23 protein-coding genes and 1 tRNA gene are annotated in these 26,081 nt (G+C 62.7%); 9 read left to right on the top strand and 15 right to left on the bottom strand.

The genetic code is table 11. The features are described 5' to 3' along the window. Positions 1-1,915, bottom strand: a 1,915-nt coding sequence (locus HMPREF2630_RS04500; protein ID WP_083298884.1) for a DEAD/DEAH box helicase, incomplete at its 3' end; no start/stop codon positions are given. 644 nt (positions 1,916-2,559) lie between these two features. Further along, positions 2,560-4,347, bottom strand: coding sequence for a DUF2079 domain-containing protein (locus HMPREF2630_RS04495; RefSeq protein WP_049346844.1), 1,788 nt, complete (start codon positions 4,345-4,347; stop codon positions 2,560-2,562). A gap of 169 nt (positions 4,348-4,516) precedes the next feature. On the opposite strand from HMPREF2630_RS04495, the gene HMPREF2630_RS04490 reads away from it, so the two are divergent. Continuing rightward, positions 4,517-5,755, top strand: a complete 1,239-nt coding sequence (locus tag HMPREF2630_RS04490) for a DNA-3-methyladenine glycosylase family protein (protein WP_070483608.1) — start codon at positions 4,517-4,519, stop codon at positions 5,753-5,755. 87 nt (positions 5,756-5,842) lie between these two features. On the opposite strand, the gene HMPREF2630_RS04485 is transcribed toward HMPREF2630_RS04490, so the two are convergent. From HMPREF2630_RS04485 to HMPREF2630_RS04475, 3 genes are all read right to left on the bottom strand, one after another. Continuing rightward, positions 5,843-6,220, bottom strand: a complete 378-nt coding sequence (locus HMPREF2630_RS04485; RefSeq protein WP_049346847.1) for a thioredoxin family protein — start codon at positions 6,218-6,220, stop codon at positions 5,843-5,845. A 304-nt stretch (positions 6,221-6,524) separates the two neighbouring features. Further along, positions 6,525-6,606: transfer RNA gene (locus HMPREF2630_RS04480), tRNA-Tyr, on the bottom strand. Positions 6,607-6,783: 177 nt separating this feature from the next. Next, positions 6,784-7,173 (bottom strand): hypothetical protein, encoded by a 390-nt coding sequence (locus tag HMPREF2630_RS04475; RefSeq protein ID WP_049346848.1) that lies wholly within the window; start codon positions 7,171-7,173, stop codon positions 6,784-6,786. Between the two features lie 140 nt (positions 7,174-7,313). Between HMPREF2630_RS04475 and HMPREF2630_RS04470 the strand changes: the two genes are divergently transcribed. Continuing rightward, positions 7,314-7,805, top strand: a complete 492-nt coding sequence (locus HMPREF2630_RS04470) for a YajQ family cyclic di-GMP-binding protein (protein WP_049343233.1) — start codon at positions 7,314-7,316, stop codon at positions 7,803-7,805. Between the two features lie 207 nt (positions 7,806-8,012). On the opposite strand, the gene htpX is transcribed toward HMPREF2630_RS04470, so the two are convergent. Both htpX and HMPREF2630_RS04460 read right to left on the bottom strand, forming a co-directional pair. Further along, positions 8,013-8,897 carry a zinc metalloprotease HtpX gene (gene htpX, locus HMPREF2630_RS04465; protein ID WP_049346850.1) on the bottom strand — a complete coding sequence of 295 codons (885 nt, stop codon included), beginning with the start codon at positions 8,895-8,897 and terminating at the stop codon, positions 8,013-8,015. A gap of 147 nt (positions 8,898-9,044) precedes the next feature. Beyond that, complete coding sequence (locus HMPREF2630_RS04460; RefSeq protein ID WP_049346852.1) at positions 9,045-9,308, bottom strand: hypothetical protein; 264 nt, start codon at positions 9,306-9,308, stop codon at positions 9,045-9,047. 238 nt (positions 9,309-9,546) lie between these two features. Here HMPREF2630_RS04460 and HMPREF2630_RS04455 point away from each other — a divergent pair, with 238 nt between their 5' ends. Then, entirely contained in the window at positions 9,547-10,143 is a 597-nt protein-coding gene (locus HMPREF2630_RS04455) for a Fur family transcriptional regulator (protein ID WP_193389467.1), read from the top strand. Between the two features lie 133 nt (positions 10,144-10,276). Here the strand turns inward: HMPREF2630_RS04455 and HMPREF2630_RS04450 are convergent, their stop codons facing one another. After that, entirely contained in the window at positions 10,277-11,611 is a 1,335-nt protein-coding gene (locus tag HMPREF2630_RS04450; protein WP_049331777.1) for an SseB family protein, read from the bottom strand. 347 nt (positions 11,612-11,958) lie between these two features. Between HMPREF2630_RS04450 and HMPREF2630_RS04445 the strand changes: the two genes are divergently transcribed. Both HMPREF2630_RS04445 and rarD read left to right on the top strand, forming a co-directional pair. Continuing rightward, positions 11,959-13,272: a DUF6882 domain-containing protein gene (locus HMPREF2630_RS04445; protein ID WP_070483606.1), complete on the top strand. Its 1,314-nt coding sequence runs from the start codon at positions 11,959-11,961 to the stop codon at positions 13,270-13,272. 184 nt (positions 13,273-13,456) lie between these two features. Then, the gene (rarD, locus tag HMPREF2630_RS04440) at positions 13,457-14,482 is read left to right on the top strand and encodes an EamA family transporter RarD (protein ID WP_070483603.1); all 1,026 of its coding nucleotides are present in this window, start codon (positions 13,457-13,459) and stop codon (positions 14,480-14,482) included. A gap of 108 nt (positions 14,483-14,590) precedes the next feature. Here the strand turns inward: rarD and HMPREF2630_RS08925 are convergent, their stop codons facing one another. The 4 genes from HMPREF2630_RS08925 to HMPREF2630_RS04425 all read right to left on the bottom strand — a co-directional run bounded on the left by HMPREF2630_RS08925 (position 14,591) and on the right by HMPREF2630_RS04425 (position 18,580). Further along, complete coding sequence (locus HMPREF2630_RS08925) at positions 14,591-14,734, bottom strand: methionine/alanine import family NSS transporter small subunit (protein ID WP_080974908.1); 144 nt, start codon at positions 14,732-14,734, stop codon at positions 14,591-14,593. Positions 14,735-14,742: 8 nt separating this feature from the next. Then, positions 14,743-16,326: a sodium-dependent transporter gene (locus tag HMPREF2630_RS04435; protein WP_049331769.1), complete on the bottom strand. Its 1,584-nt coding sequence runs from the start codon at positions 16,324-16,326 to the stop codon at positions 14,743-14,745. Between the two features lie 356 nt (positions 16,327-16,682). Beyond that, the gene (locus HMPREF2630_RS04430) at positions 16,683-17,744 is read right to left on the bottom strand and encodes a polyprenyl synthetase family protein (protein ID WP_070483601.1); all 1,062 of its coding nucleotides are present in this window, start codon (positions 17,742-17,744) and stop codon (positions 16,683-16,685) included. A gap of 104 nt (positions 17,745-17,848) precedes the next feature. Then, on the bottom strand, positions 17,849-18,580 hold the full coding sequence (locus tag HMPREF2630_RS04425) for a demethylmenaquinone methyltransferase (protein ID WP_049343226.1): 732 nt from the start codon (positions 18,578-18,580) through the stop codon (positions 17,849-17,851). 254 nt (positions 18,581-18,834) lie between these two features. Here HMPREF2630_RS04425 and HMPREF2630_RS04420 point away from each other — a divergent pair, with 254 nt between their 5' ends. The 3 genes from HMPREF2630_RS04420 (at position 18,835) to HMPREF2630_RS04410 (ending at position 21,419) form a co-directional block, all read left to right on the top strand. After that, positions 18,835-19,674 carry an ABC transporter substrate-binding protein gene (locus tag HMPREF2630_RS04420; protein ID WP_070483599.1) on the top strand — a complete coding sequence of 280 codons (840 nt, stop codon included), beginning with the start codon at positions 18,835-18,837 and terminating at the stop codon, positions 19,672-19,674. A 127-nt stretch (positions 19,675-19,801) separates the two neighbouring features. Further along, positions 19,802-20,605, top strand: coding sequence for an amino acid ABC transporter permease (locus tag HMPREF2630_RS04415; RefSeq protein WP_049331760.1), 804 nt, complete (start codon positions 19,802-19,804; stop codon positions 20,603-20,605). Positions 20,606-20,639: 34 nt separating this feature from the next. Further along, positions 20,640-21,419 (top strand): amino acid ABC transporter ATP-binding protein, encoded by a 780-nt coding sequence (locus HMPREF2630_RS04410; protein ID WP_049343223.1) that lies wholly within the window; start codon positions 20,640-20,642, stop codon positions 21,417-21,419. A 100-nt stretch (positions 21,420-21,519) separates the two neighbouring features. Here the strand turns inward: HMPREF2630_RS04410 and HMPREF2630_RS04405 are convergent, their stop codons facing one another. From HMPREF2630_RS04405 to HMPREF2630_RS04395, 3 genes are all read right to left on the bottom strand, one after another. Next, positions 21,520-22,353, bottom strand: coding sequence for an oxidoreductase (locus HMPREF2630_RS04405; protein WP_070483597.1), 834 nt, complete (start codon positions 22,351-22,353; stop codon positions 21,520-21,522). A gap of 224 nt (positions 22,354-22,577) precedes the next feature. Continuing rightward, positions 22,578-22,955, bottom strand: coding sequence for a cupin domain-containing protein (locus tag HMPREF2630_RS04400; protein WP_049331751.1), 378 nt, complete (start codon positions 22,953-22,955; stop codon positions 22,578-22,580). 187 nt (positions 22,956-23,142) lie between these two features. Next, positions 23,143-24,567: a phosphatase PAP2 family protein gene (locus tag HMPREF2630_RS04395; RefSeq protein WP_070483595.1), complete on the bottom strand. Its 1,425-nt coding sequence runs from the start codon at positions 24,565-24,567 to the stop codon at positions 23,143-23,145. Positions 24,568-24,967: 400 nt separating this feature from the next. On the opposite strand from HMPREF2630_RS04395, the gene HMPREF2630_RS04390 reads away from it, so the two are divergent. Further along, positions 24,968-26,005, top strand: coding sequence for an o-succinylbenzoate synthase (locus HMPREF2630_RS04390; protein ID WP_070484040.1), 1,038 nt, complete (start codon positions 24,968-24,970; stop codon positions 26,003-26,005). Positions 26,006-26,081 lie beyond the last annotated feature (76 nt).

The following is a 26,081-nucleotide window of genomic DNA, read 5'->3' as shown; positions in this document are numbered from 1 at the left end:
CGCGACGGTTATCGTCACGACGGTTATTACGGCCACCCTCACGGCGGTCGAAGTCGCGGTAGCCGCCCTCGCGACGGCCGCCGCCGAAGCCGCGTCCGCCACCCTTGGGGCCGTTGTCCTTACGGATGTTGATGAACTCACCGGCAATCTTGGTGTCGCGCAGGCGATCGAAGAAGTCGCGCGGCAGGTCCTGGGGCAGGCCCACAATGGTGAAGTGCTGACGGATATCAATCGAGCCAATCTGCGAGCCCTTGATGCCGCCCTCGTTAGCCAGCGCACCCACGATGGCGCCCGCGGTCACGCGGGAGGAACGGCCAACGTTCAGCTTGTAGTTGACCATGCCCTCGTCGTTGTGCACGCGCTTGCCCTTGCGGCCGCCGCGGTCCGAATCATCGTCGGAGAAGGGGCGGGAGTTGCGAGCGATATCCTCAGACTCGTCCAGGAAGAACGGGCGACCCTGCTGAGCGATAACGGCCAGCGCGGCCGCGATATCCTCGGCGGTGGTGTCGTGCTCGTTCTCGTAGTCCTCAATAATCTGGCGGAAGAAGCTCAGGTCCTCGGACTCGATGGTCTCGGTAATCTGCTGGGCGAAACGCTGCTTACGGGTCTCGTTCACGGCCTCCGCGGTCGGCATGTGCATGGGCTCGACCTTCTGGCGGGTAGCCTTCTCGATCTGGCGCAGCATGTACTTCTCGCGCGGGGTCACGAACAGAATGGCGGCACCCTCTCGGCCCGCACGGCCGGTACGGCCAATGCGGTGCACGTAGGACTCGGTGTCGTGGGGGATGTCGTAGTTGACGACCAGGGAGATGCGCTCCACATCCAGGCCGCGTGCCGCCACGTCGGTTGCCACGAGGATGTCGATGCGGCCGTCGCGCAGGGCATCCACGGTGCGCTCACGCAGCTGCTGGGGAATGTCACCGTTGATGGCAGCCGCCGCAAAGCCGCGGGCCTTCAGCTTGTCGGCGACCTCCTCGGTCTCCTTCTTGGTGCGCACGAAGACGATAATGCCGTCGTAGTTTTCAACCTCGAGCACTCGGGTCATGGCGTCCAGCTTGTGGGAGTGCATGATCTGCATGTAGCGCTGGGAGATGTTGGCGCTAGTGGTGGTCTTAGCCTTCACGCGAATCTCGACCGGATCGGTCAGGTACTGCTGAGCGATCTTGCGGATCGAGTTGGGCATGGTGGCGGAGAACAGGGCCACCTGCTTGCTGTCGGGGGTGCCTTCGAGGATCTTCTCCACGTCTTCGGCGAAGCCCATGCGAAGCATTTCGTCGGCCTCGTCCAGAACCAGGTACTGCAGGTTGGACAGGTCCAGGGAGCCCTTTTCCAGGTGGTCAATCACGCGGCCGGGGGTACCGACGACGACCTGCGCACCGCGGCGCAGGCCGGCCAGCTGCGGGCCGTAGGGGGAGCCGCCGTAAATCGGCAGCACGGTGAAGTCCTCCATGTGGGTTGCGTAGGAGGAGAAAGCCTCAGCAACCTGCAGGGCCAGCTCGCGGGTGGGGGCCAGGACCAGCACCTGGGTGTCGCGGGAGACGCCGTTGATGTCGGCGAGCTCAGCCATGCGGGAGAGGGCCGGCAGCGCGAAGGCTGCGGTCTTACCGGTACCGGTCTGCGCCAGACCGACCACGTCGCGGCCCTCGAGCAGCAGCGGGATGGTCTGTTCCTGAATGGGGGACGGCTTCTCGTAGCCGACCTCTTCCAGAGCGGCCAGGACGCGGGCGTCCAGGCCCAGGTCGGTAAAGCGCACGCCCGCTTCCTCAGCCTTTTCAGCGGGGGCGTCTGCGGTGGTTTCTGCGGTAGTCTCCGTCGCGGTTTCTTCTGCGGCGGGGGTCTCAACGTTGTTCTCAGCGGTCACAACGGTCTCTGCCTCGGCGTTCAGTTCGGCCGGGGTAGCGGTATTCTCAGTCAATTTTTCCTCTATACGGTAGGGGTGGATAGCGCACGCTCTTCGGCGCTTACCGGGTGTCCCCTTCACGGCCCAGCCACATGCGTCCGGCGTATTGTTCAGCCGACGGTTTCACCGCACACACCCGGTTATCCCCTCGCGCGGGGCGCAGAGGGCACAGTGAGGGTGTGAGGGTTACTGCTGGGAGCGGTCTTGAATTTCTCGCTACACAATTGGAGACTCGTACGTCATCGCGCCGAGAACGCGCACCGGGCGCGCGGGGCGGAGAGAGGTACGGTCAATTGTGCTCACATAAGGCGTCACGTATTCCTGGCGTGGGGCCTCACCCGTATGGTGTATCAGTCTGTAACAGCAGACGCGTCAGGAGGCTTTGACCAGAGATCGTTCAGAGAAGCCCGAGTGCGGCGGAGCCGCAACTTTCGGGGCGTATCAATCGGTGATGGTGAGTACGGCGCACTTTCCGAAATGACACCACCTGGGGTGCTCGGCGCGCACAAGACCTTCATCGGGGGTTCCCGTGTTTATACAGTGTACCGCAGGGTCCCTTCCTCGGCTATAAAAAGGTGCTTAAAACCTCATCTCTTAGGCACGAGCGCCCACCCTCACTCTTGGAGGGTGGGCGCTCATCTAGAGGCTTAACCGAGGGGCTAGTCCACGCGGCGCACGATATCGATCGTGCCGACGGTCGCGTGCTTAGCGTAGGAGTGGCCGTAGCGGTCAGCGGCGTACTGGGCCACATTCGCCGGAGGATTACCACCCCAGGAGTTATTGTTGCGGTCAATCACCACGTACTCGGGGGCCGGCTCGCCGGTATGACCAATCCAGTAGACGGTGCGACCAGGAATCAGCTGCGTCAGAATGGACAAATCCGAGGCCACGGTAACGCCCTCGGGCACCTGCTGCACGGCCTTGAGCTTCATCTGATCGCTGGAGGTCAAAGCAGAGTCGGTAAACTGCGAGTTCGCCAGGGCTGCGAGAGGCTGCGTCGAGCCCGGCACGAAAATCGGGGAAGCGGCCAAGAAAAGCGCTACGGCAGGAAGAATCCACACCGGCAGGTTGCGAACCCGGATGCGGCTGCGACCGGAAGGCTCCTTGGGGGCGTCGGGAACCTCGGCGGGCTCCGCGAGTTTGCGGGCCGGAATCGCACCGTAGCGCATCCGTAGCACGGTATCCAGCAGGGCGCAGAAGACGACCGGCATCAGCACCAGAGAGTAGTGCCAGGTGCTGGCCCAGTAGGACTCCATCGTGGAGAGCAGACGCCACGCGATGGTCGGCAGAGCCACCAGCGCAAGGGGCGAGCCAACCCACAGCACCGCACCCGTGATGAGTAGCAGGCCCAGGGTCGCCATCTTCGTGTTGTTATTCATCATCTGAATCAGGGAGCCGAAGGGATCCCCAACGGCAGCGGCAACATTCACCTTGTCGGCGTAGTCAAAGGTTCCGCCGCTGTTGAAGTAGGGCAGAATCACGGCGATTGAGACCACCGACCAGAAGATGCCCCACGCAATTACCATGCTCGACTCGGCAACCGCGCGAGTGCGGGCCCAGGAGTGGTATAGGGAACGCAGGCGAACGCGGAACGAAGCCGGTTCTCCCTCAGAGAGGCGGGGCAACAGAATATCGTACGCGACACCCAACCAGCCGCTACGAATCAGGGCCACAACGCCGATGACGGCCACGGTTACGCCCATATCCTCCTTGACGAAGGCGATGGGCAGCGCCCACCAGCAGGCGCGGGCAAGGTATCGGTTTCGTTCGTCGCCGCTCACGCGCGAGGCGAGCACCAGATAGCCCAGGCTCACGGTCAGCAGGGGCACGGCAAAGGCCACTTCGTGGAACTGTGCGGCGACGGCCTGCTGCACGCCAAAGCTCAGGGCGAAGCCCGCACCGAGCAGAAGACCGGTCAGCGTCGGCACGAACCGCTGGAACCGGGACGGCTCAGCTTCCTCACCGGTTCGGGAGGCTCGAGCCAGGGTAAAGGCACGCTGGGTGAAGAAGACGATGGCACTCGTTGCGGCCGCAATTAGGGCGTTCTGCACAACGAGCAGGGTCGTGGGCGAGGGAAACATCCCGTAAATCGGCCCCAGCAGCATCAGAATGGGGTGGAAGTGATCGCCCCAGAGGTTAAAACCGGGCCCCTTAACCGGCACGATTGGTGCGGAGAAGTGCGAGTACGCCTGGGCCATCTGCGTGAAGATTGCCAGGTCCCACGAGGGGGTCACCCAGTGCTTAACCTGCTGCAGCGAGTAGTAGGTGTACAGCGCCATAACGGCCACGCCCAGCACCAGCCCGGGGAGCAGGTCAAGCAGACGGATGCGCTTGAGGCGCTCGCGGAGGCCCCCGGCGACGCCCGAACGGGAAGCTGAGCCACCGGTGATTCGAGGCTTCGTCGGAGCCGCACTCTGGGCGGCTACTTCAGTCTCTTCCGATGCCATGGGCGTCCTTCCCTCGGGGGCGCATCCGTCGAAGCCTGGGTTTCACCGCCAGGCCTGTGATGCACTGTACACATTCCTTATCACTCTAGGGTAGCGTATGAGTCCGGGACGCTCCATCGCCGGGCTCCGTCGGCTCGAAGCCCAGAACCCGGCCGCGTAGACTGGTGCTGTGAGCACGCAACCCTCCTCAATCCCCCGGACGCTGCCCCCGGCGCCGGGCGCTAACCCGCACCCGCTGGCCGCGGCGCGCCTGCCCTATGCCCCGGGACCGTTGAGCGCCGAACCGCGCGTGACGATTCGCTCGCTCTCCCCTGCGGGTACGCGCTCCCTGCCGGGCACCCTCGCGCCCGAGTCCTGCGAGGTTATCGTCGAGCCGCAGGTTCCCGTGCACCTGGCGCAGACGCTGGGCGCGCTGAGCCGAGGCGCGAGCGATCCGGCCTACCGCGCGCTCAGCCGAGAGGCCGGAGCCGAACGCATCTGGATTACGGCCCGCACGCCGGAACATAGCTTTCCCGCGGTGCTCTTCGCAGAGCGCCTTCCCGATTCCGCGACGGGCTCTCCCGATTCCGCGGCGGCCGCCCTTCCGGCCCTGCACCGGCTGCTGATGCGCCCCGTCCGCGTTCGCATCTGGGCTTCCTACGACTCCGCCGAGCGGCAGCTGGCGGCACGCCACGACGTACGAGCGCTGGCCGATGAGATGACCTACTGGCTGGGTCTGCACGACCGTCCCGAGGATTTCGCGTCCCTTCCCTCGTTCGGGGAGCTCCCCGAGCGCGTCCGTACCGCGTGGCGGGCCAACCCCGGGCTACGGCTAAGCGCCTCGGGCCAGCTGGACCGGCACGTACTCAACGCCATTGTGGAACAGCGCATCACGCAGACCGAAGCCTTCAGGACGTTGCGGTGGATTCTGTACCGGCACGGCGAACCTGCCCCGGCAAGCGGCCTCCCCGCTCAGCCCGAGGGCATGCGCGTCTACCCCACGGCCCGCACCCTGGCGGCCATCCCCACCTGGGATTGGCACCGGGCGGGCGTGGATAAGAGCCGCTACGATGCGGTGCGCGCCTACGCCCGCTCCGCCCCCGCCATCGCTCGGGTTGCCGGCACCGGCGATGTCACCGCCCTGGCCCGGGCGCTCAACACGCTACGCGGAGTAGGCCCGTGGAGCATTGCCGAAACCCTCCAGCGCGTCTGCGGGCATCCGGACGCTATCAGCGTCGGCGATTACCATCTGGCCCACTCGGTTGGCGAACTGCTCGGGGGCCGCCGCACCGATGATGCGGGCATGCTCGCCTTGCTCGCCCCCTACAGCCCGCACCGGCAGCGCGTGGTGCGCTACATGTACGCCTCGGGCTTCTGGAAGCAGCGCTTCGGCGCGCGCATGAGCATTGAGGATCACCGCGAGCGCTGAGTGCCCGGTGAGAGCACAAGCAACGGGGCGCACCCTCCGGCTAATCCGGTGGGTACGCCCCGTTCAAGCTCTGATGCGTGGTTGAGCTTACTTCTTCTCTGCGGAACCTTCAGCCGCTGCAATCTCTGCACGGACCTTGTCCATGTCGAGCTCGCGGATCGAGCTAATCACGGTCTCGAGCTGGTCCGCGCGCAGTGCACCAGCCTGCTGGTACACCAGGATACCGCCACGGAAGCCCATGATGGTGGGGATGGAGGTAATGCCTGCGGCCTGGGCGAGCTGGCCCTGGGCCTCGGTGTCAACCTTGCCGAAAACGATGTCGCTGTGCTTCTCCGAAGCCGCCTCGTAGACGGGGGAGAACTGCTTGCAGGGACCGCACCAATCTGCCCAGAAGTCCAGGAAGACGATGTCGTTGCCCTCAACGGTAGAAGTCAGGTTCTGCTGAGTAATTTCAATAGTAGCCATGTGATAACGCTACACCTTCTACACCCCAATCGCTAATTGTTCGCCCTGGGATTCAAACATTGTGAAAGATATGACAAGCAGCCGTCATAGTTAGCTCTTTACGCGGTAGTTTCCGCCGAGTTTTAGGCGTGCCGCGGGAACTCCAGTGAAGGTTCCTGTGGCCGATTGTGGAGGCGCGCTACCCGGCAGGCACAAACCGTACCGGGACTTCGCTGAGGAGCATCATCGCGCAGATGCGCCTCACCGCTAAGCTTTTGGTTTTAGATGCACAAAAGCCCGGTTACTTTCGTAACCGGGCTATTTGTGGCAGGTGAGGGATTCGAACCCCCGTAGGCAGTGCCAGCTGATTTACAGTCAGCCCCCTTTGGCCGCTCGGGTAACCTGCCGCCTAGCTAGGTGCTAGTTGCTCGCTCACGCGAACAGAGACTACTCTACAGCAGATTGCGAGCCGTGTACACTTCAGAGCTAGATTTGTGACGAAGGTTATACTCGATGATGGCTCTTGGTCCGGAGCCCCGTAAGAACGGCAAACCTCACGACTATCAGTCTGGGAGGCACCCAGCCTAGAAGGAACGGGAGGGTATATCGCCGTCTTGCTCAAGCAACAGCACAATCTCAAGGTGCTCCAGGTAGCGGCGCGCCTGCTCAACCGTGCACATGCCGCCGGAAATTTCGCGCTCCAGGTCGCGACGAACGCCGCAGAATCGAGCTACGAGCGAAGGCTCCGTCAGGGTGATGCCAATACCGTCGAAGGGAGAGGGCTCAGAATCCTCGTCGGGGAGCTCGAGCTGAAGGCTTTCCAGGGAAGGTTCGGGGGCGAGGCGCTCGGCCTCGGGAATATCCTCGGGTTCAGGACTCAGAGAATTATGCAAGTCCATAAAGAGAAGGGTCTGCAGGTCTCGAGCTTCTTCGCTCGCTTGCACGTCCGTCACGGACAGGTCATAAGTGGTCATACTTCTATTATCCTCTTCAAAGGTTAGAGTGACCTGTAAAACAGGTCGGCATTTCTGTTAGTTAGCTGTGAACAACTCCGTAGACCCGGTAGGCTAGTACTAACCGGTGCCCCGGCACCCCGTTCACGAAAGGAATATCCATGGCTAGCGAATCTTCGTTCGATATCGTCTCCAAGGTCGACAAGCAGGAAGTATCCAACGCCCTGCACCAGGCCCAGAAGGAAATCTCCCAGCGCTACGACTTCCGCGGCGTCGGCGCCGAAATCGACTACTCCGGCGACAAGATCCTCATTAAGGCAAACGCCGAAGAGCGCGCCCTGGCCGTACTGGATGTGTTCCAGTCGAAGCTGGTCAAGCGCGGCATCTCCCTGAAGTCCCTGGACGCGGGCAAGCCCTACGCCTCCGGCAAGGAAACCCGCATCGAGTGCTCCATCAAGGAAGGCATCGCGCAGGACCAGGCAAAGAAAATCTCCAAGATGATCCGCGAGGAGGGCCCCAAGGGCGTGAAGGCGACCATCCAGGGCGACGAGCTGCGCGTTTCTTCCAAGTCTCGCGACGATCTGCAGGACGTTATCGCCATGCTCAAGTCCGCCGACCTCGACGTCGACCTCCAGTTCGTCAACTACCGCTAAGCGCTCGGGGTCCAATGGAGCCGGCGGATGCACCCGTCGCATCCGACGCGCACCATCGAGCGCAAAAAATCCTCGGGACGACTACTTCCACAGTAGCCACCCCGAGGATTTTTGTCTGTAGCCCCGTCATCGCGGGTCACAATCGTCACGCCGGGTCATCTTCCGACTCGGCGGGTTTGACGAAAAAACTATGCGGGCTTGCTCAGCCTAGTACTGACCCATTTCGCGGGCCATCTGCTGCAGGCGTGCGATGCGCTGATTCATCGGCGGGTGGGTGGACATCACGTTCTGCAGGGAGCCGAAGGGGTTCGCAATCATCATGGCGCTTGCCGCCTGAGTGCTGCGGTTGTTCGGGTCCATCGGGTACAGAGAGACGCCGTGCTCAAGCTTATTCAGGGCGGAGGCCAGGGCGATGGGGTCACGGGTCAGACGTGCGCCATCCTCGTCCGCGTCATACTCGCGGGTACGGCTAATGGCCATCTGAATCACCTGCGTAGCAATAGGGGCCAGCAGAGCAATCACGAACGCCGCAAGGGGGTTGGCCCGGTTATCGTCGCGGTTCGAGCCGCCGAACATCGCACCAAAAGAAAGCACCTGGGCGATCATGCCGATAATGGAGGCGATACCCGCCGCCACGGAGGAGGTCAGAATATCGCGGTTGTACACGTGCATGAGCTCGTGGCCGAGCACGCCGCGCATCTCACGCTCGTCCAGCAACTGCAGGATGCCCTCAGTGCAGCACACGGCCGCGTTCTGCGGATTACGGCCGGTCGCGAACGCGTTCGGGGTCATCGTGGGGGCCACGTAGAGGCGGGGCATCGGCTGGCCGGCGGTGCGCGAGAGCTCCTCCACGATGTCATAGAGCACCGGCACCTCATCGCGGGTGACCGGGTAGGCGTTCATCGAACGCAGAGCCAGCTTATCGGAGTTCCAGTAGGTGTACGCGACGCCGCCCAGGCTCAGCAGGCCCATAATCCAGATGAAGGATGAGGATTTAAAGGCTGCCGACAGCAGGCCGCCAATGAGCAGCATAAGGCCCACCATGGACCCCATAAGAAGGGTGGTTTTAAGGCCGTTGTGGTGACGATGCATGAGGAACCTCCTGAGCTCCAAAGTGCGGGTGGACAGCGCGGGTAGACCGCGCTTGACTCTTCAGGATACGGAAGCGGTCCGCCGCGCGCATCCCCGGAAGCGACAGATTCACCCAGAGCGTTAGAACGCAACCGGAAGTTCGAGCGGCTAAGGAATGGCCCCGGGGATGGTCACGAGCGGCACCTGCTCCAGGACCTGCGCGGTCGCGGTGGGGAAGATACCCAGCAGGAGGATGGTACCGTAGGCACCCAGAAAGATAGTGAAGAGCAGGCCCAGCATAATTTGCCCCTCCAGGTCGAAACCGGACCTGACGCTACGGTAGTGGGCGTAGAGAACGGGAGTTATGAGGGGCGTGCCAAAGAGCAGAACCATCAGCAGGATGTAGATGGGGTTCGTGAAGTTGTAGACCACGCTCGTACCCTCCCCGGTGGCTCCTCGACGACTTATCGGTCGCGCCTTCGTTGCGCGGCCCTTCGCTCCCGATTGTACGGCATCGCTCGGTACGGGAACGGGAGTCGCCGCCGATTCCTCGAGAACTGGAAGGGGGGGCCGAAAAACGGTGAGTTGCCGCTGAGACCCCTCGGAGATTTATTATGAATTCATCATAATATTATGATGAATACCTCATAATAACGTGTAAAATGGGACCATGACAGACGTACACAACACCACAGACCTGAAGACAACCCCCATCCCAGAACAACAACTAGCCGGACCCGGATGCGCACACCTCACCGGGCTACCCGTCCTCTCCCCCATGAGCGACGAGCAGCTCGAGGAAGCCTGGACCACCGGCCTGCGCACCCACGGACGCCGCGTCACCAAGCAGCGACTCGCAGTGCTCCACGCCGTGCAGGACCACCCGCACTCCACCGCGGACACCATCGTGCAGGCCGTGCGCGAGCGCATCCCCGCCATCACGGTCCAGTCCGTCTACGTCATTCTCGCGGACCTGACCGATATCGACCTGCTCCGCAAGTTCGAACCGCCCGGAACCCCCGCCCTGTACGAAACCCGTACCGGCGACAACCACCACCACGCCTTCTGCGTGCGCTGCGGCAAGGTTGAAGACGTCGACTGCGCCGTGGGTTCAGCCCCCTGCCTGACCCCCAGCGATTTTCACGGAATGGCGCTCTTCAGCGCCGATGTGCTCTACCAGGGCGTCTGCACCGACTGCCAGACCGAGGAAGAGGCCAAGCTCGCCCGCGCCCAGCGTGAGGCGGCGGCCCAGCTGCTGGGTAACTAACCGTTAAGCGCGGCGGCGCCCCGCATCCTACGCGTCGGCTGGATCCCGGAGCGCATCCGCCTGCTAAAAGATTGACCGCTAGAGACGACCATCGGGTCGCCGCTAGCGGTCAGCTGTTTTAAGTATGTTGAAGCTACATGCCGGGACGGGGCTGCGAGTCCACGATCTCCAGCAGCTCACGAATCTGCTGGGCGCTCAGCACGGTCGAGGGGTTAATCGCGTTTACCTTCACGCTCGGGGCGCCAATCTCCAGCGCATAGCGCAGAATCTCCAGGGCGTTCGCCGAACGCACCTCAATATGCGGGTCCAGCGCCGCAATCTCAATCGGCGAGGTGAAGACCAGCAGACTCTGCGGGTTGCCGTTCTCGTCGGGATCAAACACGAACGAGGAACCCGAGGGGTCGTTCGGGTCCACGCCCACCAGCAGCACCGAGGCAGGAGACACGAGCGAACCCAGCAGCATCTGCATGTTGTCCTGGGTCAGCGCCATCTTCGCGCCATCGTTGCGGGGAGAGGTCACAATCCACTGCACCTGAGCGCGCTCAATGTAGCACTCGTGGTCGGTTCCGGGATCGACCACAATCAAGTCGAGCGCCTCGTTCGCGAGGAAATCCATGAAGACCTTCATCGCGGGCTCACGCAGAATCAGCTCTTCACCCTCGGATTCCTGGCGCACGTAGCTCTTACCCACGTGCTCCGAGGATGAGAAGACGCACAGGGCCTGCATGCCGGTCTCAGGCATGCGAATCACCTGGTGGGTCAGCACGGATTCGGGGCCCATCGGGTCGGTCTCCGAGGGAATCAGCAGCGAACCGGTCGCGTCCAGCAGAACATCGCCGCCGAGCATCGTGCGCACCACGTTAATGAGGGTGCGCTCCTGCACATCGTTGCGGAAGGTCTGCAGAGCAGCCACCAGGTAGGGATTCGGAATCTCGTGCTCGCTCGAACCCAGAGCCGCTGCGGCCGAGTGTCGGGCACGGCCCTCCATACGTTCGCGGGCCCACTCGGGCACGCGGGAAGCATCACGCGGGAACTCAGCCAGGTGCTCGCGCACGTCCGTGGCGGTCAGGGTGCCTTCGTTCTTCCAGTTATCCGGCTCGTCGTCGCGGTTGTACGATGCGCCGACGCTGAACTGCGGGTTGGGCCAGCCGGTAGCCGCCACCACGATAGATGCGGTGAACCAGGTGCCGCGGTTACCATCGTAGGCTGCGCGCTGCAGCTTGCGCACCTCAGCGATAATGGGCGAACCCTCCTTGAGGGGACCAACCGTACCGATGTACTCCTCGCCGTCACGGAATTCGCGCACCCGCACAAAAATCTGCCCCGCGAGAGGCTTCACGTCGAGTACCATTTCGCTCCAGCCGGGGTCGGCGTTCACAACGTCGAGCAGCCAGCTACCAATGTTATTGAGCGCGTCCTGGATGCGCGCAGCGCGGCTACTCGTCTCGGTGAGGCGGGGTTCAGTCATGTGTTCATACATCCTTGAGTGTTGAATTACGGCGCGGCAGAGTGCATCCGTGATTGCAGGTGAAAGATCTATGGGCTTGCAGTGGTGCCGGAAAAAGCCGCTCACTTCGATTCTAACGAACGTGTCAGCTTCACGGTGATAGTTTACGCCGAAAGATGCATGTTCGCCCTCTCCTCAACGCTCCCTAAAACCCCGAGTCAGACCCCCGCCCTCAACCTCAGCAAGAGGCTGAACCGAGGTCCGCGGCCTCCCCCGTCGAGCCCTGCCCGCCACGCATCCGTCGAAAGAGCGCCCGAAACGGGGGATACAGGGCAGATACACCCTCAAAAGGTTGATAATCTTAAATCATGACGAATTCTCTGCAGGATCTTATCGACGCATCGATTTTTATCTCCACCGAGTACCAGGCTCGACTCGCCGAGCTCGTGGGTACCTCCGAGTGGAACGTGGACTTCACTTCTCAGTCCCTGGACTTTGAGACCGTTCCCCCGCTCTCGCTCAAGCCGCACCTGCTGGGCACCGAATCCGAAAACCGCGGCACCTGGATTTGGTCCTGGCAGCAGCTGGGCTACTTCCCCGACTCCGTGGTTTCCGCGGCCATTCAGGCCCGCGAAGCCGGCGAGCGCGACGGCCTGGTCGAACTGACCACCGATGAGCTTCCCCTCTCGGAGTCCCTGGCCCGCCGGCTCACCCTGGCGGCCAAGACCCTGAGCGGTCTCTACGCCCACTACCCGCTGCCCGCCGGTGCCGGTGTGCGCGCGTGGACTCTGCTGGAGGGTCACGAGCTGGCCCTCGAGGCCCCCACCTACAAGGGCATCGGCCGTGTTATCGCCAAGACCCTGCAGAGCGAAGAGATTCACAACCAGGTTCTGGCGGTGGATTCCTACGCCCAGCAGCGCGGCTTCCACATTGCCTGGGATACCGAGGCAACCGCCGTGCTGACCGCAACCGACGGTGCACTGCGCCTGTGGTTCGACGACGGTCGCATCAGCGGTATTGAGGAGGCCGAGCCGCAGGTCGGCCCCGAGGTTCTGGAGCAGTGCGCCGCCGCCGCGGCCCAGCGTCGCGAGTCGCTCGCAGCCGCCCGTACCGAGATTGAGCGCATCGCCGCAGCCGAGGCCGCCGCTCAGAGCGCCCAGCGCGAGCAGGAGGCCGCCGAGCGCGCCGCCGCCCGTGCCGAGGCCGAGCGCGCCGTCGAGATTGCGGAGCACGCACCGGTTGCTGACACCTACGAGGCACCCGCCGCCGAAGCTCACGAGGAGTACGAGGCACCCGTCGCCGAGGCTCAGCCCGCCCCGGCGGAACAGCCCGTCGAGGAGCACGAGCCCGAGCAGGCCCGCGTCTACACCGACGCCTCGATTGGTGCCGAGGACGAGCAGCACGTTGAAACTCACGAGGCTCCCGCCGAGCAGGCACCGGCAGAGCAGCACGCCGAGGAGCCCGAAGCTTACGAGGCACAGGGCGAGTACACCGAAGAGGAAATCGCCGAGTACGTGGAGCCGATTCACAACGCCGGCGACGCCCCCGACCTGCCCGCCGAGCACGAAGAAGCCGCTCACGAAGAGTACGAGCGTCAGCACTTCGAGGAGCGCCGCGAGGAAGAGCAGCAGAAGCCCGAGCCCAAGAAGAAGGGCTTCTTCTCCCGCTTCTTCGGCCTCTAAACCGAATACACAACACCCCGTCAGGCGCGGTATCCTCGTGGTACCGCGCCTGTCGGCGTCCGGAGCACCTCTATCCGGTCCCCACGAGGATGTCTGCAGTGCGCGGGATTGATTGTGTGCGGCCCCAACCCGACGAATAACGCTCAAAGAACACGCACAGAAGAAAGTAGCTCAAGAAGAAACCATGTCAGAGACGCAGAAACACGCCACCCGTAACGGGTTTATCACCATTATCGGTACCTACCTCATCTGGGGTCTGCTCCCCCTCTACTTTGTGGTCATGGCGCCGGCCGGGCCGATTGAAATCGTCGTGGCCCGAGTGGTCTTCTCCCTCATCTTCTGCGCCCTGCTGCTACCTCTTGTTCGGGCAACCGCCGACTTTCGCCGAACCCTGCGGAACCGCCGCATCATGCTGGTGCTGACGGCCGCCTCCATTCTCATCTGCGCAAACTGGCTCATCTACGTGGTGGCGACGACGACCGGCCACACGATTGATGTGTCGCTGGGATATTTCATCAATCCGCTGGTTTCGGTGGTGCTGGGCGTAATTTTCCTGCAGGAGCGGCTGCGCGCCGCGCAGTGGGTCTCGGTGGCGATTTCCTGTATCGCTGTGCTGATGATGAGCCTCATCTACGGGCAGGTGCCGTGGACCGGCCTGGGCGTGGCCTTTACTTTCGGCATCTACGGCCTGCTCAAGGCCCGTATCGCCCATGAGGTGAGCCCCATCGTCTCGCTGTCCCTCGAGACGCTAATCTTGGCTCCCTTCGGCGTTATTGCGCTCTTCGTCCTCAACGCACAGGGTCAGATGACCCTCTTCAGCGAGGGCACCGGGCACTTCTGGCTCCTGGCTTCCACCGGCGTGGTCACCGTTGTGCCGCTCATGCTCTTTGCGGCGGCGACCAAGGCCCTGCCGCTCTCGGTCATCGGCATGGTGCAGTACCTGGGCCCGACCATCCAGTTCGTTCTGGCCATCACCGTGCTGCACGAGCGCATGAGCCCCGATAAGGTGCTGGGCCTGGGCCTCATCTGGGTTGCGCTCATCATCTTCACGGTGGATGCGCTACGCGCCTCCCGCTCCTACCGCGCCTCCGCGCTGTCGGATCCGGAGACCGGCATGATTCCGCTGGTTCAGGCGGAAAACGTACAGGCTGAGGATGCGCAGATTCTTCTGGAAGAGCAGGAGCAAACCCAGCGCTCCGAGAACAAATAGTTCCCTCCCCCGTTCTGTCCCTTCGGCACGCTCAACACCCGCATAAAATACAGCGATGCCCCGCCAACTATAAGCCGGCGGGGCATCACTGTATGTCGCGTTTACGCTCTAGAGCTCGGAGCCCTGAGCCTCAGCCGCTTCGTCCAGGGCATCCAGGTCCGGATGGCGGTGCAGGTTCAGCATCGCCAGGCCCAGGCCACCCCAGATAATCAGGATGGCCACAATCAGCATCACAATTGCAGAGATAGACATGAGGGCTCCTAACGGGTAATGGTCGTATCGACGTGGTCGTGCTCCACCTGACCGGCAATCACCGGAGGTGCCGGAGGCTTCTCAGCGGCACGAGACTTCTTCGACCAGGGCAAGAGAGAAACAACGATCGCGCCGACCAGCAGGAGCGCGCTCATACCCCAGCCGAAGATTGCCAGCATATCTGTCGGGTAACCCTCGTACGGAGTCTGAATCAGCTTGATGACGCTCTGAATCAGGGAGTAGCCAAGAACCAGCGGGGTCACGACGGCCAGCAGAACCATCCAAATCTTACCAACCTTGATGGAGGAGTAACGGTTCAGGTGCTCGGCCAGGGCGGGCAGCGCACGCACCACGTACGCCACGACGATGATGGCGCACAGGCCGGCGGCCAGAATACCGAAGAGGTTCACGAAGTTATCGAGAATATCGAGCACGTACAGGCCGGTAGTGGTCGGCATCAGCAACAGCGAAATCACGGCGACCGGAATAATCACCAGGGCGGTGGAAGCAAGACGCGAGGTGGCGAACTTGTCCTGAACACCCGCAATAATCACCTCAAGAATCGAGATGAGGGAGGTGAAGCCCGCGAAGAGCAGGGAGCCGAAGAAGAGAATACCGATCAGCACACCGCCGGGAGCCTGAGAAATAATGGTCGGGAACGCGATGAACGCCAGACCAATACCGCTGGTCGCGACATCGCTCACCTGGGTGCCCGCAGCCTGAGCCATGAAGCCCAGAGCCGAGAACACACCAATACCCGCAAGCAGCTCGAAACCGGAGTTTGCAAAGCCAACCACGGCACCCGAACCGGTCAGGTCAGCCTTGGGCTTCAGGTAGGAGGAGTAGGTGATCATAATGCCGAAGCCGATGGACAGCGAGAAGAAAATCTGGCCGTAGGCGGCAACCCACACATCCGGGTTAGCCAGCGAATCCCAGCTGGGGGTGAACAGCGCGTTCAGACCGTCAACTGCGCCGGGCAGGGTCAGGGAGTAAATCACCAGGCCCACGAACATGACCAGCAGCAGCGGGATAAAGACGATGTTGGCCGCGCCAACACCCTTCTGCACGCCCAGAGCCATCACAGCCAGCAGCACACCCCAGACGAGAACCATGGGAATCAGGATGTTCATGTTGAAGTCCAGGGAGACACCGGGGGTGTCCGCAACCTTCAAGAACTCACCCTGGAAGAACGCCTTCGGGTTATCGCCCCACGCATTGGTGAAGGAGAAAACCATGTAACGCAACGACCACGCCACAATAGCGGCGTAGTAGATAGCGATCACGAAGTTAATACCCATGTGCCACCAGCCGATGAACTCGGTCTTGCGGTTCAGGCGGCGGAAGGCCAGCGGCGACGAAGCACGCGCACGGTGACCAATGGCGTAGTCAAAGAACAGGAAAGTCAGGCCGGCGGTCAGCAGGGCGACAATGTAGGGGATCATGAAGGCGCCGCCGCCGTTGTCGAATGCGATGTAGGGGAAACGCCAAATATTGCCCAGACCAACAGCAGAACCGATGGCGGCAAAGATAAAGACGCGGCGGCTCGAGAAGCCTTCGCGCTTCGCGGGCGCCTTAGGGGTAGATGCTCCCATTGTTGTAAACCTCTAGATGTGGGGACGCGGATGGTTGGTGCGAGGGGAACCGCGGGTTGGCGGGACTTGCTCGCGTCCAAGAGAAGCGACGGCCCGTCCAACGCGGGGTGGGCGAGGGAGCCGTCGGGGGTCCAGAACGTGGTGGCACGTTTTAGACATGACTCTCAGGTTTACCTTAAAGAGCGAGAACCGGTCAAGAAATTCCCACACAACCCCACCATGCGAAATATCGGAGCCCCGTTCAAACGAGACACGACACAAAATTCTGCCCGCAGATACGCCGTGAGGCCCCGCTCGTCCTGGTGGACGGGCGGGGCCTCACGGTTAAGAATCAGAAGGCGACCCTTTAGCTGAGACTAGCCCTCGCGGTGAACCACGGCGTGGGCGAAGGACTCCAGCGCAGCCTTCGCGGTGGAATCGGGTAGCGGAGCGATCGCCTCAATCGCGCGATCGGCCCAGTCGTAGGCAATCTGCCAGGCTTCCTGGGTGACCAGGTGGGCCGAGAGGGCCTCAACGGCCGTCTCCAGGGCCTCGTCGGAGCTCAGGTCTGCATCCAGCAGGGCGCGAACCGCAACAGCGGACTCGTCGCCGGCGGCTACCGCGCGGTCCAGCAGGATGGTCGGCAGGGTCGGCACGCCCTCGCGCAGGTCGGTGCCGCGGGTCTTACCGCTGGTCTTGCCGTCGCTGACAATGTCGATCACGTCGTCCGCCAGCTGGAAGGCCACACCCACCAGCTCGCCGTAGGTCTTGACCATCGAGATGACCTCCTCGGAGGCACCCGACAGCAGGGAGCCGTACTCGCCGGCGGCGGCAATCAGGGAACCGGTCTTGCCCTCGATGACGGCGATGTAGTGGTCGAGCAGGTCCTGGCCCTCGCGCGGGCCGGTGGTCTCGAAGAGCTGGCCGAGCACCAGACGCTCGAAGGTCTGGGACTGGATCTTCATGGGGCGGGTACCCAGCTCGGACACCAGCAGGGAGGCGCGGGAGAAGATCAGGTCGCCGGTCAGAATTGCGACGGAGTTACCCCAAATCATCTGGGCGCTGTCCACGCCGCGGCGCTTGGGGGCGTCGTCCATGACGTCGTCGTGGTAGAGGGTTGCCAGGTGGGTCAGCTCCACCACCACGGCGGCCTCAATCACCTCGTCGTTAATTTCGCCGTCCACGGCTGCCGAGAGCAGGGCCAGCAGCGGGCGCACGCGCTTGCCTCCGGCCAGAAGCAGGTGGCGGGAGGCGACGTCGGCCAGGTGGTCGGTCTGCGCGATGGCCTCGCCCAGGCGCTCCTCAATACGGGCGAGGGACGAGAGGATCTGCGGACCCAACTTGGGGTCTGCGGCGATCAGTTCGAATCCCGCGGGAAGCTTCAGATCGAGGTCTCCCAGCAGGTCGGTGGCGGCGATGGGCTGCTCTGCGTTGGTCACGGTGTCTTCTATCTTCTTGGTGTTTTCTAGTGGTCCGTCCCTCGGAATGTCCTATCGGGGCGGCGTGAAAACGGTGCGGTGGGTATGTCGGGGTGGTGTGAACGTTATGCGTTGGATTCCGCAGGCTTGAAGCCGCGGTGAATGGCAACGATACCGCCGGTCAGGTTGCGGTACTGCACCGAGGTGAATCCCGCCTCCTTGAACTTTTCGGCCAGCGCCTGCTGGTTGGGCCAGGCGATGATGGACTCGGCGAGGTATTCGTAGGACTCGGGGTTGGAGGAAATTGCGCGCGCAATCGGCGGAATCGCCTTCATGATGTAGTTCTTGTACACCGCGCCGAAGGGGGCAAAGGTCGGGGTCGAGAACTCGAGAATGACGATGCGGCCGCCGGGCTTGAGCACGCGGTAGATTTCGCTCAGCGCCTTGGGGTAGTCTGCGACGTTGCGCAGGCCGTAGGACATGGTGACCGCGTCGAAGGTGCCGTCTTCAAAGGGCAGGGCGGTGACGTCGGCCTGCACGAAGGTCATGTCGGGACGGCGACGACGACCAACGTCCAGCATGCCCTCGGAGAGGTCGGCGGCGATGACGTCTACACCTGCGTCCGCGAAGGGTTCGGAGGAGACGCCGGTGCCTGCTGCTACGTCCAGGACCTTCTGACCGGGGTGCGCGTCGACGGCGGCGACGGCCTGCTTGCGCCAGTAGATGTGCTGGCCGAGGGAAAGGATGCCGTTCATCAGGTCGTATCGTTCGGCGACGGTATCGAACATTGCGGCGATGTCGCTGGTCTTCTTATCCAGGGTGGCGCGGGTGGCGCGGGTATTCTTCTCTGCGTTCACGCTCTCAATTGTGGCATGGAGGTTGGGGGATTCGATAGTTGGGTGAACCGTAGTTACGTCATGTGAGGGGTTCGCTGGCTCGCTCGGATGGTTTTTGGGCCGCATAGTCGGGGTTTTATTCATTCTTCGAGGGTAAATTTATGCGTATTCAGCAAAATATTATGAATATTTATGTATATACTTGCATTTTTTAACATGGAGGCGCACAATAGACCGTAGATTTCATAGAACACACCGCACATAGGAGAACCCCAATGAACACCGCAATCCTCAAGAAGGCATCCCTCAAGCCGCTGGCCCTGCTGGCGGTACTGCCCCTGGCACTGACCGGCTGCGTCTCCACCGCCAACGAGAACTCCGACGCCAACGGCGAGGTCAGCCTCGTCAAGTCCGGCGTGCTCAGCGTCTGCACCAACACCCCCTACAAGCCCTTCGAATACGAAGAGAACGGCACCATCGTGGGCCTGGACGCAGACATCGCCAACGCCATCGCCTCCGACCTGGGCGTGAAGGCACAGCTGACCTCCATCAGCTTCGAGGGCCTAGACTCCGGCACCGGTCTGTCCGCCGGCCAGTGCGACATCGCGCTGGCGGGCATCGGCGTGACCGACGAACGTAAGAGCAAGATGGAGTTCACCACCGTCTACTTCGACGACAACCTGGCCATCCTGGTTCCCAAGGGCTCCTCCATCACCTCCGCAGCCGACCTGAAGGGCGTGGCCGTCGGTGCCCAGCAGGCTACCAGCGGTGAGACCTACGCCAAGGAAAACGGCGCAGAGGTCATCCAGTACGAAGACACCTCCCTCATGTTCTCCGCTCTGAAGACCGGTCAGGTCAAGGCCGTCGCAGCCAACCTCTCCGTGGTGTCCGAGGCGCTGACCAACGACCCGGACTCCTTCAAGATTGCCTACCAGGATTCCGAGAACACCGAGGAAATCGCGGCAGCCGTCTCCTCCAACAACAAGGCACTGCTGGCCAAGGCCAACGCCACCATTGACAAGCTCAAGAAGAACGGCGAGCTCGACAAGATGAAGGCCAAGTGGGTGGGCACCACCTCCTCGGCCTCCGCGAGCGCCTCCTCTTCCGCATCCTAACTCCCTCATCGGTTAGTTCCTCCCCCAATTCAGGAGTACCCTAATACTTTTGGGTTGGGGAGGTCCCAGCCTTTTTCCGCGAGCGTTTAGTACGCTCTTGACCAAACAGCACTGGATAAGAAAGCGCATGTCCTCTAAACTTTCCCCCCGCCAGAAGCAGAAGCTCTTCCGCTACGCACAGTACGCCATCCTGGCCGTTATTGCTCTGGCTGCCATTCTTCTGGCTGACTGGAAGACCCTCAGCCAGCAGGTCTTCAACCTTGATGTGGCGGCCAAGCAGTTCCCCGACGTCATCACCGTGGCACTGAAGAACACCCTGCTCTACACCGCGCTGGGCTTTGTTGTGGGCCTCTCCGGCGGTCTACTGCTGGCGCTCATGCGTATTTCCTCCATTGCCCCGTACCGCTGGATTGCCACCCTGTATGTTGAGCTCTTCCGCGGTATCCCGGCACTGCTGGTCTTCTTCGCCTTCGGTTACGGTATTCCGCTGGCCTTCAAGATTCGCTTCGTGGATAACCTAATTCCGGTGACCCTGTCTCTGGGCATGGTTTCGGCTGCCTACATCAGCGAGGTGCTGCGCGCGGGCCTGCAGGCCATTCCGAAGGGCCAGATGGAGGCGGCACGCTCCCTGGGTATGTCCCACACCCGCGCGATGATCTCGATCATCATCCCGCAGGCCTTCCGCGTGGTGCTTCCCCCGCTGACCAACGAGGTTATCCTGCTGACCAAGGACTCCTCCCTCGTGTACCTGCTGGGCGTGACCGTATCGCAGTACGAGCTGGCAAAGTTCGGCCGTGAGGGCCTGACCGCCGCTAACGCAGGCCTGACTCCCCTGGTGGTCGCCGGCCTGTGCTACCTCATCATCACCGTCCCGCTGGGCCAGCTCTCCGCATACTTTGAGCGCCGCACCCAGCTGACCGGCCGCAAGTAAGCGCAACGACGAGACAGAACGGATTACGGATACTATGACTGCTTCAACTTCATCCATGGCCGCCTCCTCGGTGCGCATTTCTAACCTGCACAAGTCCTACGGCAAGGTCCAGGTGCTCAAGGGCATCGACATGGAGGTTGCCCCCGGCGAGGTCGTGTGCCTCATCGGCCCCTCCGGTTCGGGCAAGTCCACCCTGCTGCGCTGCGTGAACCTGCTGGAGGAGCCGAACGACGGCACCATCATGGTGGGCGATACCGAGGTCACCGACCCGGACGTGGACATTAACCGCGTGCGCACCCACATGGGCATGGTGTTCCAGCAGTTCAACCTCTTCGGTCACCTGAACATCCTGGATAACTGCACGATTGCCCAGATTAAGGTGCTGGGCCGTTCCAAGGAGGAGGCGGAGGCTGTGGCCCTCGAGCAGCTCGCTAAGGTAGGCCTGGCCGGCAAGGAAGACCGCTTCCCCGCTCAGCTTTCCGGCGGCCAGCAGCAGCGTGTGGCCATCGCCCGTGCGCTCTCCATGCACCCCGACCTGATGCTTTTTGACGAGCCCACCAGCGCGCTGGACCCGGAGATGGTCGGCGAGGTTCTGAGTATTATGCGTAACCTGGCCGACGAGGGCATGACCATGATCGTGGTGACCCACGAGATGGCGTTCGCCCGCGAGGTAGCCGACAAGGTCGTCTTCATGGCCGACGGCGTGGTCGTGGAGGAAGGCCCTGCCGACCAGGTGATTGGCGCCCCCAAGCACGAACGTACCCGGGCTTTCTTGGCTCGAGTGCTCGATCCGACCCACGCGGTTGTAAACTAGTACTAGCTCTTGAAAATATAGCGGGCGGTGCTGTACGAAACATTCTGTTTCGCGCAGCACCGCCCGCTTTTCCATGCTCTAGTTCGCCGCTATTTCGGTTCTAGAAGATACGGCGCGCCACCTTGTCAAAGAGACGGTCCGGTAGCACGGTATGCAGGAACACGGAGGGCTTAGCACCGAAACCTACCAGGTAGCGGGTCTTGGGGCGGCGCGCCTCCAGGGCTCGCAGAATAGCGTTAGAGATAACCTTGGGCTCTGAGAGGTTGGAGGAGGGCGAGTAGAGCTTGCGCATATTTGCCGCAACGCGCTGCGCCTGAGCCGCGTAGACACCGTTTCGGGAGGATTCCTCGAGGTGGTCTGCCGCGATGAGTCCCCAGGGGGTTTTGATGCCGCCGGGCTCGATAATGACCACGTCAATACCGAACTCTTCAACCTCCATGCGCAGTGCATCACTGAACGCCTCAAGGGCGTACTTGGTGGCGTGGTACCAGGCACCCAGGGGCGAGGTAATACGCCCCGCCATCGAGGAGATGTTCAGGATGCGCCCGCTACCCCGTGCGCGCATATGCGGCAGCACCAGCTGGGTGAGGCGCGCCAGGCCGAAGAGGTTCACCTCGAACTGGCGGCGTGCCTCGTCGATGGGGACGTCTTCAATGGCGCCGTAGGATCCGTAGCCTGCATTGTTAATGAGCACGTCAATGCGACCTTCTGCCTCAATAATCTGCTGTACGGCGGCTTCCATGGATGCTTCATCGGTAACGTCCAGGCTGAGCGATTTCACGCCCTCGGAGGCGAGCTCTTCAATCTTCTCAACGCGGCGGGCGGCACCGTAGACGGTGTAGCCGTAGCGCACCAGCAGCGGCGCTACGTCGTAGCCGATACCGGAGCTGGCGCCGGTGAGAAGAACGACGGGGCGTTGCAGTGACTTGGGCATTGCGTATCCTTTCGGGTTGCTCCCTGTGAGGTTAGCGGGAGTGTACTTCTCAGGGTACGCCCGCGCGGGGGCGTACGAGCATGCAGAAAGCTCAGGGCGTAGCGTGAGGGTATTCTCGCCGACATATATGAGGGCAGGAGGACAGAGAAAAAGCTCGCCGCGGCATCCTGTGCAGATGCGGCGGCGAGCTAAGGTTTTGGGGTCAGGGGTTTAGAGGCCGGGGTTTAAACCTCTTCCACCTCAACGGTGAGCTTGGGCTCGGGGTGCGATTCACCGGTCAGCATGGTCACCAGCAGGGTGGAGTCCTTCACGGCGCGCAGGGAGTGCAGAAGTTTGGCAGTCACGTGAATCGGCTTGCCCGGGACCAGGGTAATATCGCGGTCCTTCACATGGAAGATCACCTCGCCCTTGAGAACCTGCACGAAGATGGGGTGCACGCTGTGGTGCTCGTGCCAGGACTGGCCGGCCGCCAGCTCCATGAGGGTCAGGTTGCCGCCGTCGGCGTCCACGATCTTGCGGGCCTGGGGCTTATCTTCGAAGGGCTTTAGCTCCTCGGTGAGCTGGGGGAAAATGATGACGCGGCCTTCATGGGTACCTGCCATGGTACGCACCTTTCTACTCGAGCCGGGCGGAGTATGCGGCCCGGCGGCTAGTCGCCAATACTGTTATTTGGTATTAAAAATACCAATTATTTCCATTGTATTCTGCGCTCCCCCGCGAGGCAACGCCCACACACAAAGCCAATAAAAACGCGTGCCCCGCCGCATGAGGGCGAGGCACGCGTTAGGGTCACATCTGGCGCTTGTTATTGCGCGCGCGCAGCAGATTCACTGTCAGCGCCGTCGTACCGAAGCTCACCGCCACGATCATGCAGGTCGCTGCGGTAAACGCGCCTCCCGGGATGGGCGAGAAAATCGCAATCAGGTACAGAATCACGGAACAGAAGGAAAGGAAAAGCGTCGCAATCGTCAACAGCGGCACCAGCACCAGGCCGCCGCGCGCGGCAATCGTGAAGTCGCCGCGGCGCACGTAGCGCAGCACGGTCATGCCCAGCACCGTCCACATGGCGGTCACGAGAATCGCGGTCACGACATCCACCGGGCGGTGCCAGCCGTTAATAATCGTGGAGGCACCCGTCAGGCAGGTCGCGACGGCCGCCAGCAGGGCCACGGTCGGACGCATCAGCCGGGGAGCCGCCAGGAAGAGGGCCGCACCGGCCGCCGCCGCAAACGTCGTGTGGCCGCTGGGCGCCGAATTGCTCACCGCCTCCTGAATACCCCAGTCGGGCTTCACGATGATGTAGTTCTTCAGCGCGTAGGTCGTGACGCAGGCTCCCACGCCGCAGAGCACCCCCACCAGTGCCGGGAGGAACCGGTGCTTCCATACCAGCACCGCAATCAGGCCGAGCACCGCCACCACACCGACAATCGTCGGCAACGAGTCCAGCGCGGTCAGGGTCGGACCGCGATAGTTGAGGAACTGGTTCGTGTACTCGGCGTAGGCTTGCTCATCCACCTGCTGGCCAACGTGCGTGTAGATGAAGAAACGGAAGGCCCCGAAAAGCGAGGCCCCCAAGAAGAGCAGGGCAAAGAGATGCCGCATCAGAAGGCCGGTACTCGGGAAGCTCTTCGGGTCGCCCTCACCCGGGCGGATCGGGTTGCCCATGGGGCTCATCGAGGTCACTCCAACCTGGGAATAGACGTTGCCCGTTTGAGAAGCGGGAGGGAAGGCCTCGTTGGGGTAGGGAACGCCGGAATACGAGGCTCCCCCGTAGGAAACGTTGGGGTTCGCCGCGCGAGGCGGCACCGGCGCGGCGGGTGCAGCCGGAGTCGCGGGCTCAACCCTGGGGGCCGCATAGGGCGAGCGAGAAGCCTGAATGGTCGGTTCCTCAAGCGTCTGGGTGGCCTGCATGAGGCGGGTGGAGCCGTCAGTGTTCGACAGCAAGCGGGTGTCGGGGCTTCGGGCGGGGAGCACCTCGGTGGGGTCCTGTGCATCGTGCGCGTACGCGCACGCGGAAGAAGAACGGGTAGCCGAAATCGGCTGGGTCGCAGAGATAGGCTGAGTATCGGAGAGCTCGGCCGCGCGGTCCGCGACGGCCTCGGCGGAGAAGGGCAGGGTAGGGGCGTTATCGCCGGTCTGGAGCGGGCGGGTTGCCTCAGAATCGCTCACCGCGCCGCTCGCGACGGTTTCATGCGCGTTCCATCGATAGCTCATAAGCCCCTCCACACTTCGTTTCGTACCTTCTCCCTCATGGCGTTACCTCGCGGCGGTCCACCCGGCGGCGAAGACCCCCAAGCCTTCGCGCGAGTCGAATGCGGTCACCGCGCTGATAGAGTAACTACCTCACTATCTCAGGTTAAGCTATGAAAAGGTAAAGTTTTTGGGTCGCTAAGCTGAGAGTTTCCGCAAAATACGCAGGCTTAACGCGAGAGGTATCGAAAGTTCCCCAAACCCCCCATTAAAAGCCCTGGTCAGCGGCGTGCCGAGCGCCCGGTTCGAGTTGGGACGTGCCCCATATCGAGGGGCTTGAACCGCTAAAAAAATTTTTAGCGGGGAAAGGACAACAGTGAGCGTGCATCACAAATCATCACCCGCAGAGTCCACCCCGGGCGGCGTGCCGCCCCTGGGCTACGGTTTCCGCCTCGCGGGGCTTCCGCTACCCCCGCTGGACGAGGTGCTCGAGCGCCTAGCCGTCGTCGATATCCCCATGAACGTCACCTTCCGCGGTGTGAACCGTCGCCAGAGCGCGCTCGTTCGCGGCCCCCGAGGCTGGGGCGAGTTCGCGCCATTCCTCGAATACGGCGACGAAGAGGCGGCCGCCTGGCTCGCCTGCGCCCTCGAAGCGGCCTGGCTCCCCGCCCCCGAGCCGGTGCGCGAAAGTATTCCGCTCAACGCAACCCTGCCCGCCGTCCCCGCCGAACGCGTGCCCGAGGTACTCGCCCGCTACGACGGCACCATCCGAGAGCTCAAAATCAAGGTCGCGGAGAAGGGTCAGAGCCTCGCCGACGACGTGGCCCGCGTAGCCGCCGCGCGCGAGGCGCTCCCCGAGGCTCGCCTCAAGATCGATGCGAATATGGGCTACACCCCCTCCGGCGCTCTCGAGGCGCTCCGCAAACTCTGCGAGTACGGCCTCATCTACGCCGAGCAGCCGGTCGCCACCATCGAGGACATGGCGGCGCTCCGTTACGCCGTGGCCAAGGAGGGACTGCCGGTCCGCATCGCCGCCGACGAGTCGATTCGCAAGGCCGAAGATCCGTTGCGCGTGGCCCGCGCCAATGCCGCAGACCTCATCGTCATCAAGGCCGCTCCCCTGGGCGGTGTTCGCCGTGCCCTGGCCATCGTTGAGCAGGCCCAGCTTCCGGCCGTCGTCTCTTCGGCCCTGGAAACTTCGGTGGGCATCGCAACCGGCGCCGCCCTGGCGGCCTCCCTGCCGACCCTGAAGTACGGGTGCGGCCTGGGAACCGTCTCGCTCATGGCCGAGGACGTCGCCGAGGATCCCATGATCGCCCACGACGGGCTCATGCGGGTGCGAGCCGTCGAGCCCGACCCGCAGCGCCTCGAGCGCCTGGCCGCCGACGAGCCGACCCGCCGGTGGTGGGCTGAGCGGGTGAGCCGCTGCTACCGCGTGCTGGAACGCATCCACCGCGGCTAGACCGCCGCTAGAGCATGGGGGCTTGAGCCTCTCAAGAACCGCGCGTCGTCACGAACCCGTGCGTCATGAACCAGCG

The organism is Rothia sp. HMSC072B03, assembly GCF_001809565.1.
GTDB classification, from domain to species: domain Bacteria; phylum Actinomycetota; class Actinomycetes; order Actinomycetales; family Micrococcaceae; genus Rothia; species Rothia mucilaginosa_A.
The sequence above is the reverse complement of the archived record's forward strand: the minus strand, read 5'-3'. Positions and strand labels throughout refer to the sequence as shown.

What these genes read in the sequence shown, in the direction of transcription:
- HMPREF2630_RS04435 (WP_049331769.1), bottom strand. Translation starts at nt 16,326, where the DNA reads ATGGGAGCATCTACCCCTAAGGCGCCCGCGAAGCGCGAAGGCTTCTCG.
- HMPREF2630_RS04395 (WP_070483595.1), bottom strand. Translation starts at nt 24,567, where the DNA reads ATGAGCTATCGATGGAACGCGCATGAAACCGTCGCGAGCGGCGCGGTG.
- HMPREF2630_RS04470 (WP_049343233.1), top strand. Translation starts at nt 7,314, where the DNA reads ATGGCTAGCGAATCTTCGTTCGATATCGTCTCCAAGGTCGACAAGCAG.
- HMPREF2630_RS08925 (WP_080974908.1), bottom strand. Translation starts at nt 14,734, where the DNA reads ATGTCTATCTCTGCAATTGTGATGCTGATTGTGGCCATCCTGATTATC.
- HMPREF2630_RS04485 (WP_049346847.1), bottom strand. Translation starts at nt 6,220, where the DNA reads ATGGCTACTATTGAAATTACTCAGCAGAACCTGACTTCTACCGTTGAG.
- HMPREF2630_RS04495 (WP_049346844.1), bottom strand. Translation starts at nt 4,347, where the DNA reads ATGGCATCGGAAGAGACTGAAGTAGCCGCCCAGAGTGCGGCTCCGACG.
- HMPREF2630_RS04475 (WP_049346848.1), bottom strand. Translation starts at nt 7,173, where the DNA reads ATGACCACTTATGACCTGTCCGTGACGGACGTGCAAGCGAGCGAAGAA.
- HMPREF2630_RS04455 (WP_193389467.1), top strand. Translation starts at nt 9,547, where the DNA reads ATGACAGACGTACACAACACCACAGACCTGAAGACAACCCCCATCCCA.
- htpX (WP_049346850.1), bottom strand. Translation starts at nt 8,897, where the DNA reads ATGCATCGTCACCACAACGGCCTTAAAACCACCCTTCTTATGGGGTCC.
- HMPREF2630_RS04445 (WP_070483606.1), top strand. Translation starts at nt 11,959, where the DNA reads ATGACGAATTCTCTGCAGGATCTTATCGACGCATCGATTTTTATCTCC.
- HMPREF2630_RS04420 (WP_070483599.1), top strand. Translation starts at nt 18,835, where the DNA reads ATGAACACCGCAATCCTCAAGAAGGCATCCCTCAAGCCGCTGGCCCTG.
- HMPREF2630_RS04400 (WP_049331751.1), bottom strand. Translation starts at nt 22,955, where the DNA reads ATGGCAGGTACCCATGAAGGCCGCGTCATCATTTTCCCCCAGCTCACC.
- rarD (WP_070483603.1), top strand. Translation starts at nt 13,457, where the DNA reads ATGTCAGAGACGCAGAAACACGCCACCCGTAACGGGTTTATCACCATT.
- HMPREF2630_RS04405 (WP_070483597.1), bottom strand. Translation starts at nt 22,353, where the DNA reads ATGCCCAAGTCACTGCAACGCCCCGTCGTTCTTCTCACCGGCGCCAGC.
- HMPREF2630_RS04410 (WP_049343223.1), top strand. Translation starts at nt 20,640, where the DNA reads ATGACTGCTTCAACTTCATCCATGGCCGCCTCCTCGGTGCGCATTTCT.
- HMPREF2630_RS04415 (WP_049331760.1), top strand. Translation starts at nt 19,802, where the DNA reads ATGTCCTCTAAACTTTCCCCCCGCCAGAAGCAGAAGCTCTTCCGCTAC.
- HMPREF2630_RS04450 (WP_049331777.1), bottom strand. Translation starts at nt 11,611, where the DNA reads ATGACTGAACCCCGCCTCACCGAGACGAGTAGCCGCGCTGCGCGCATC.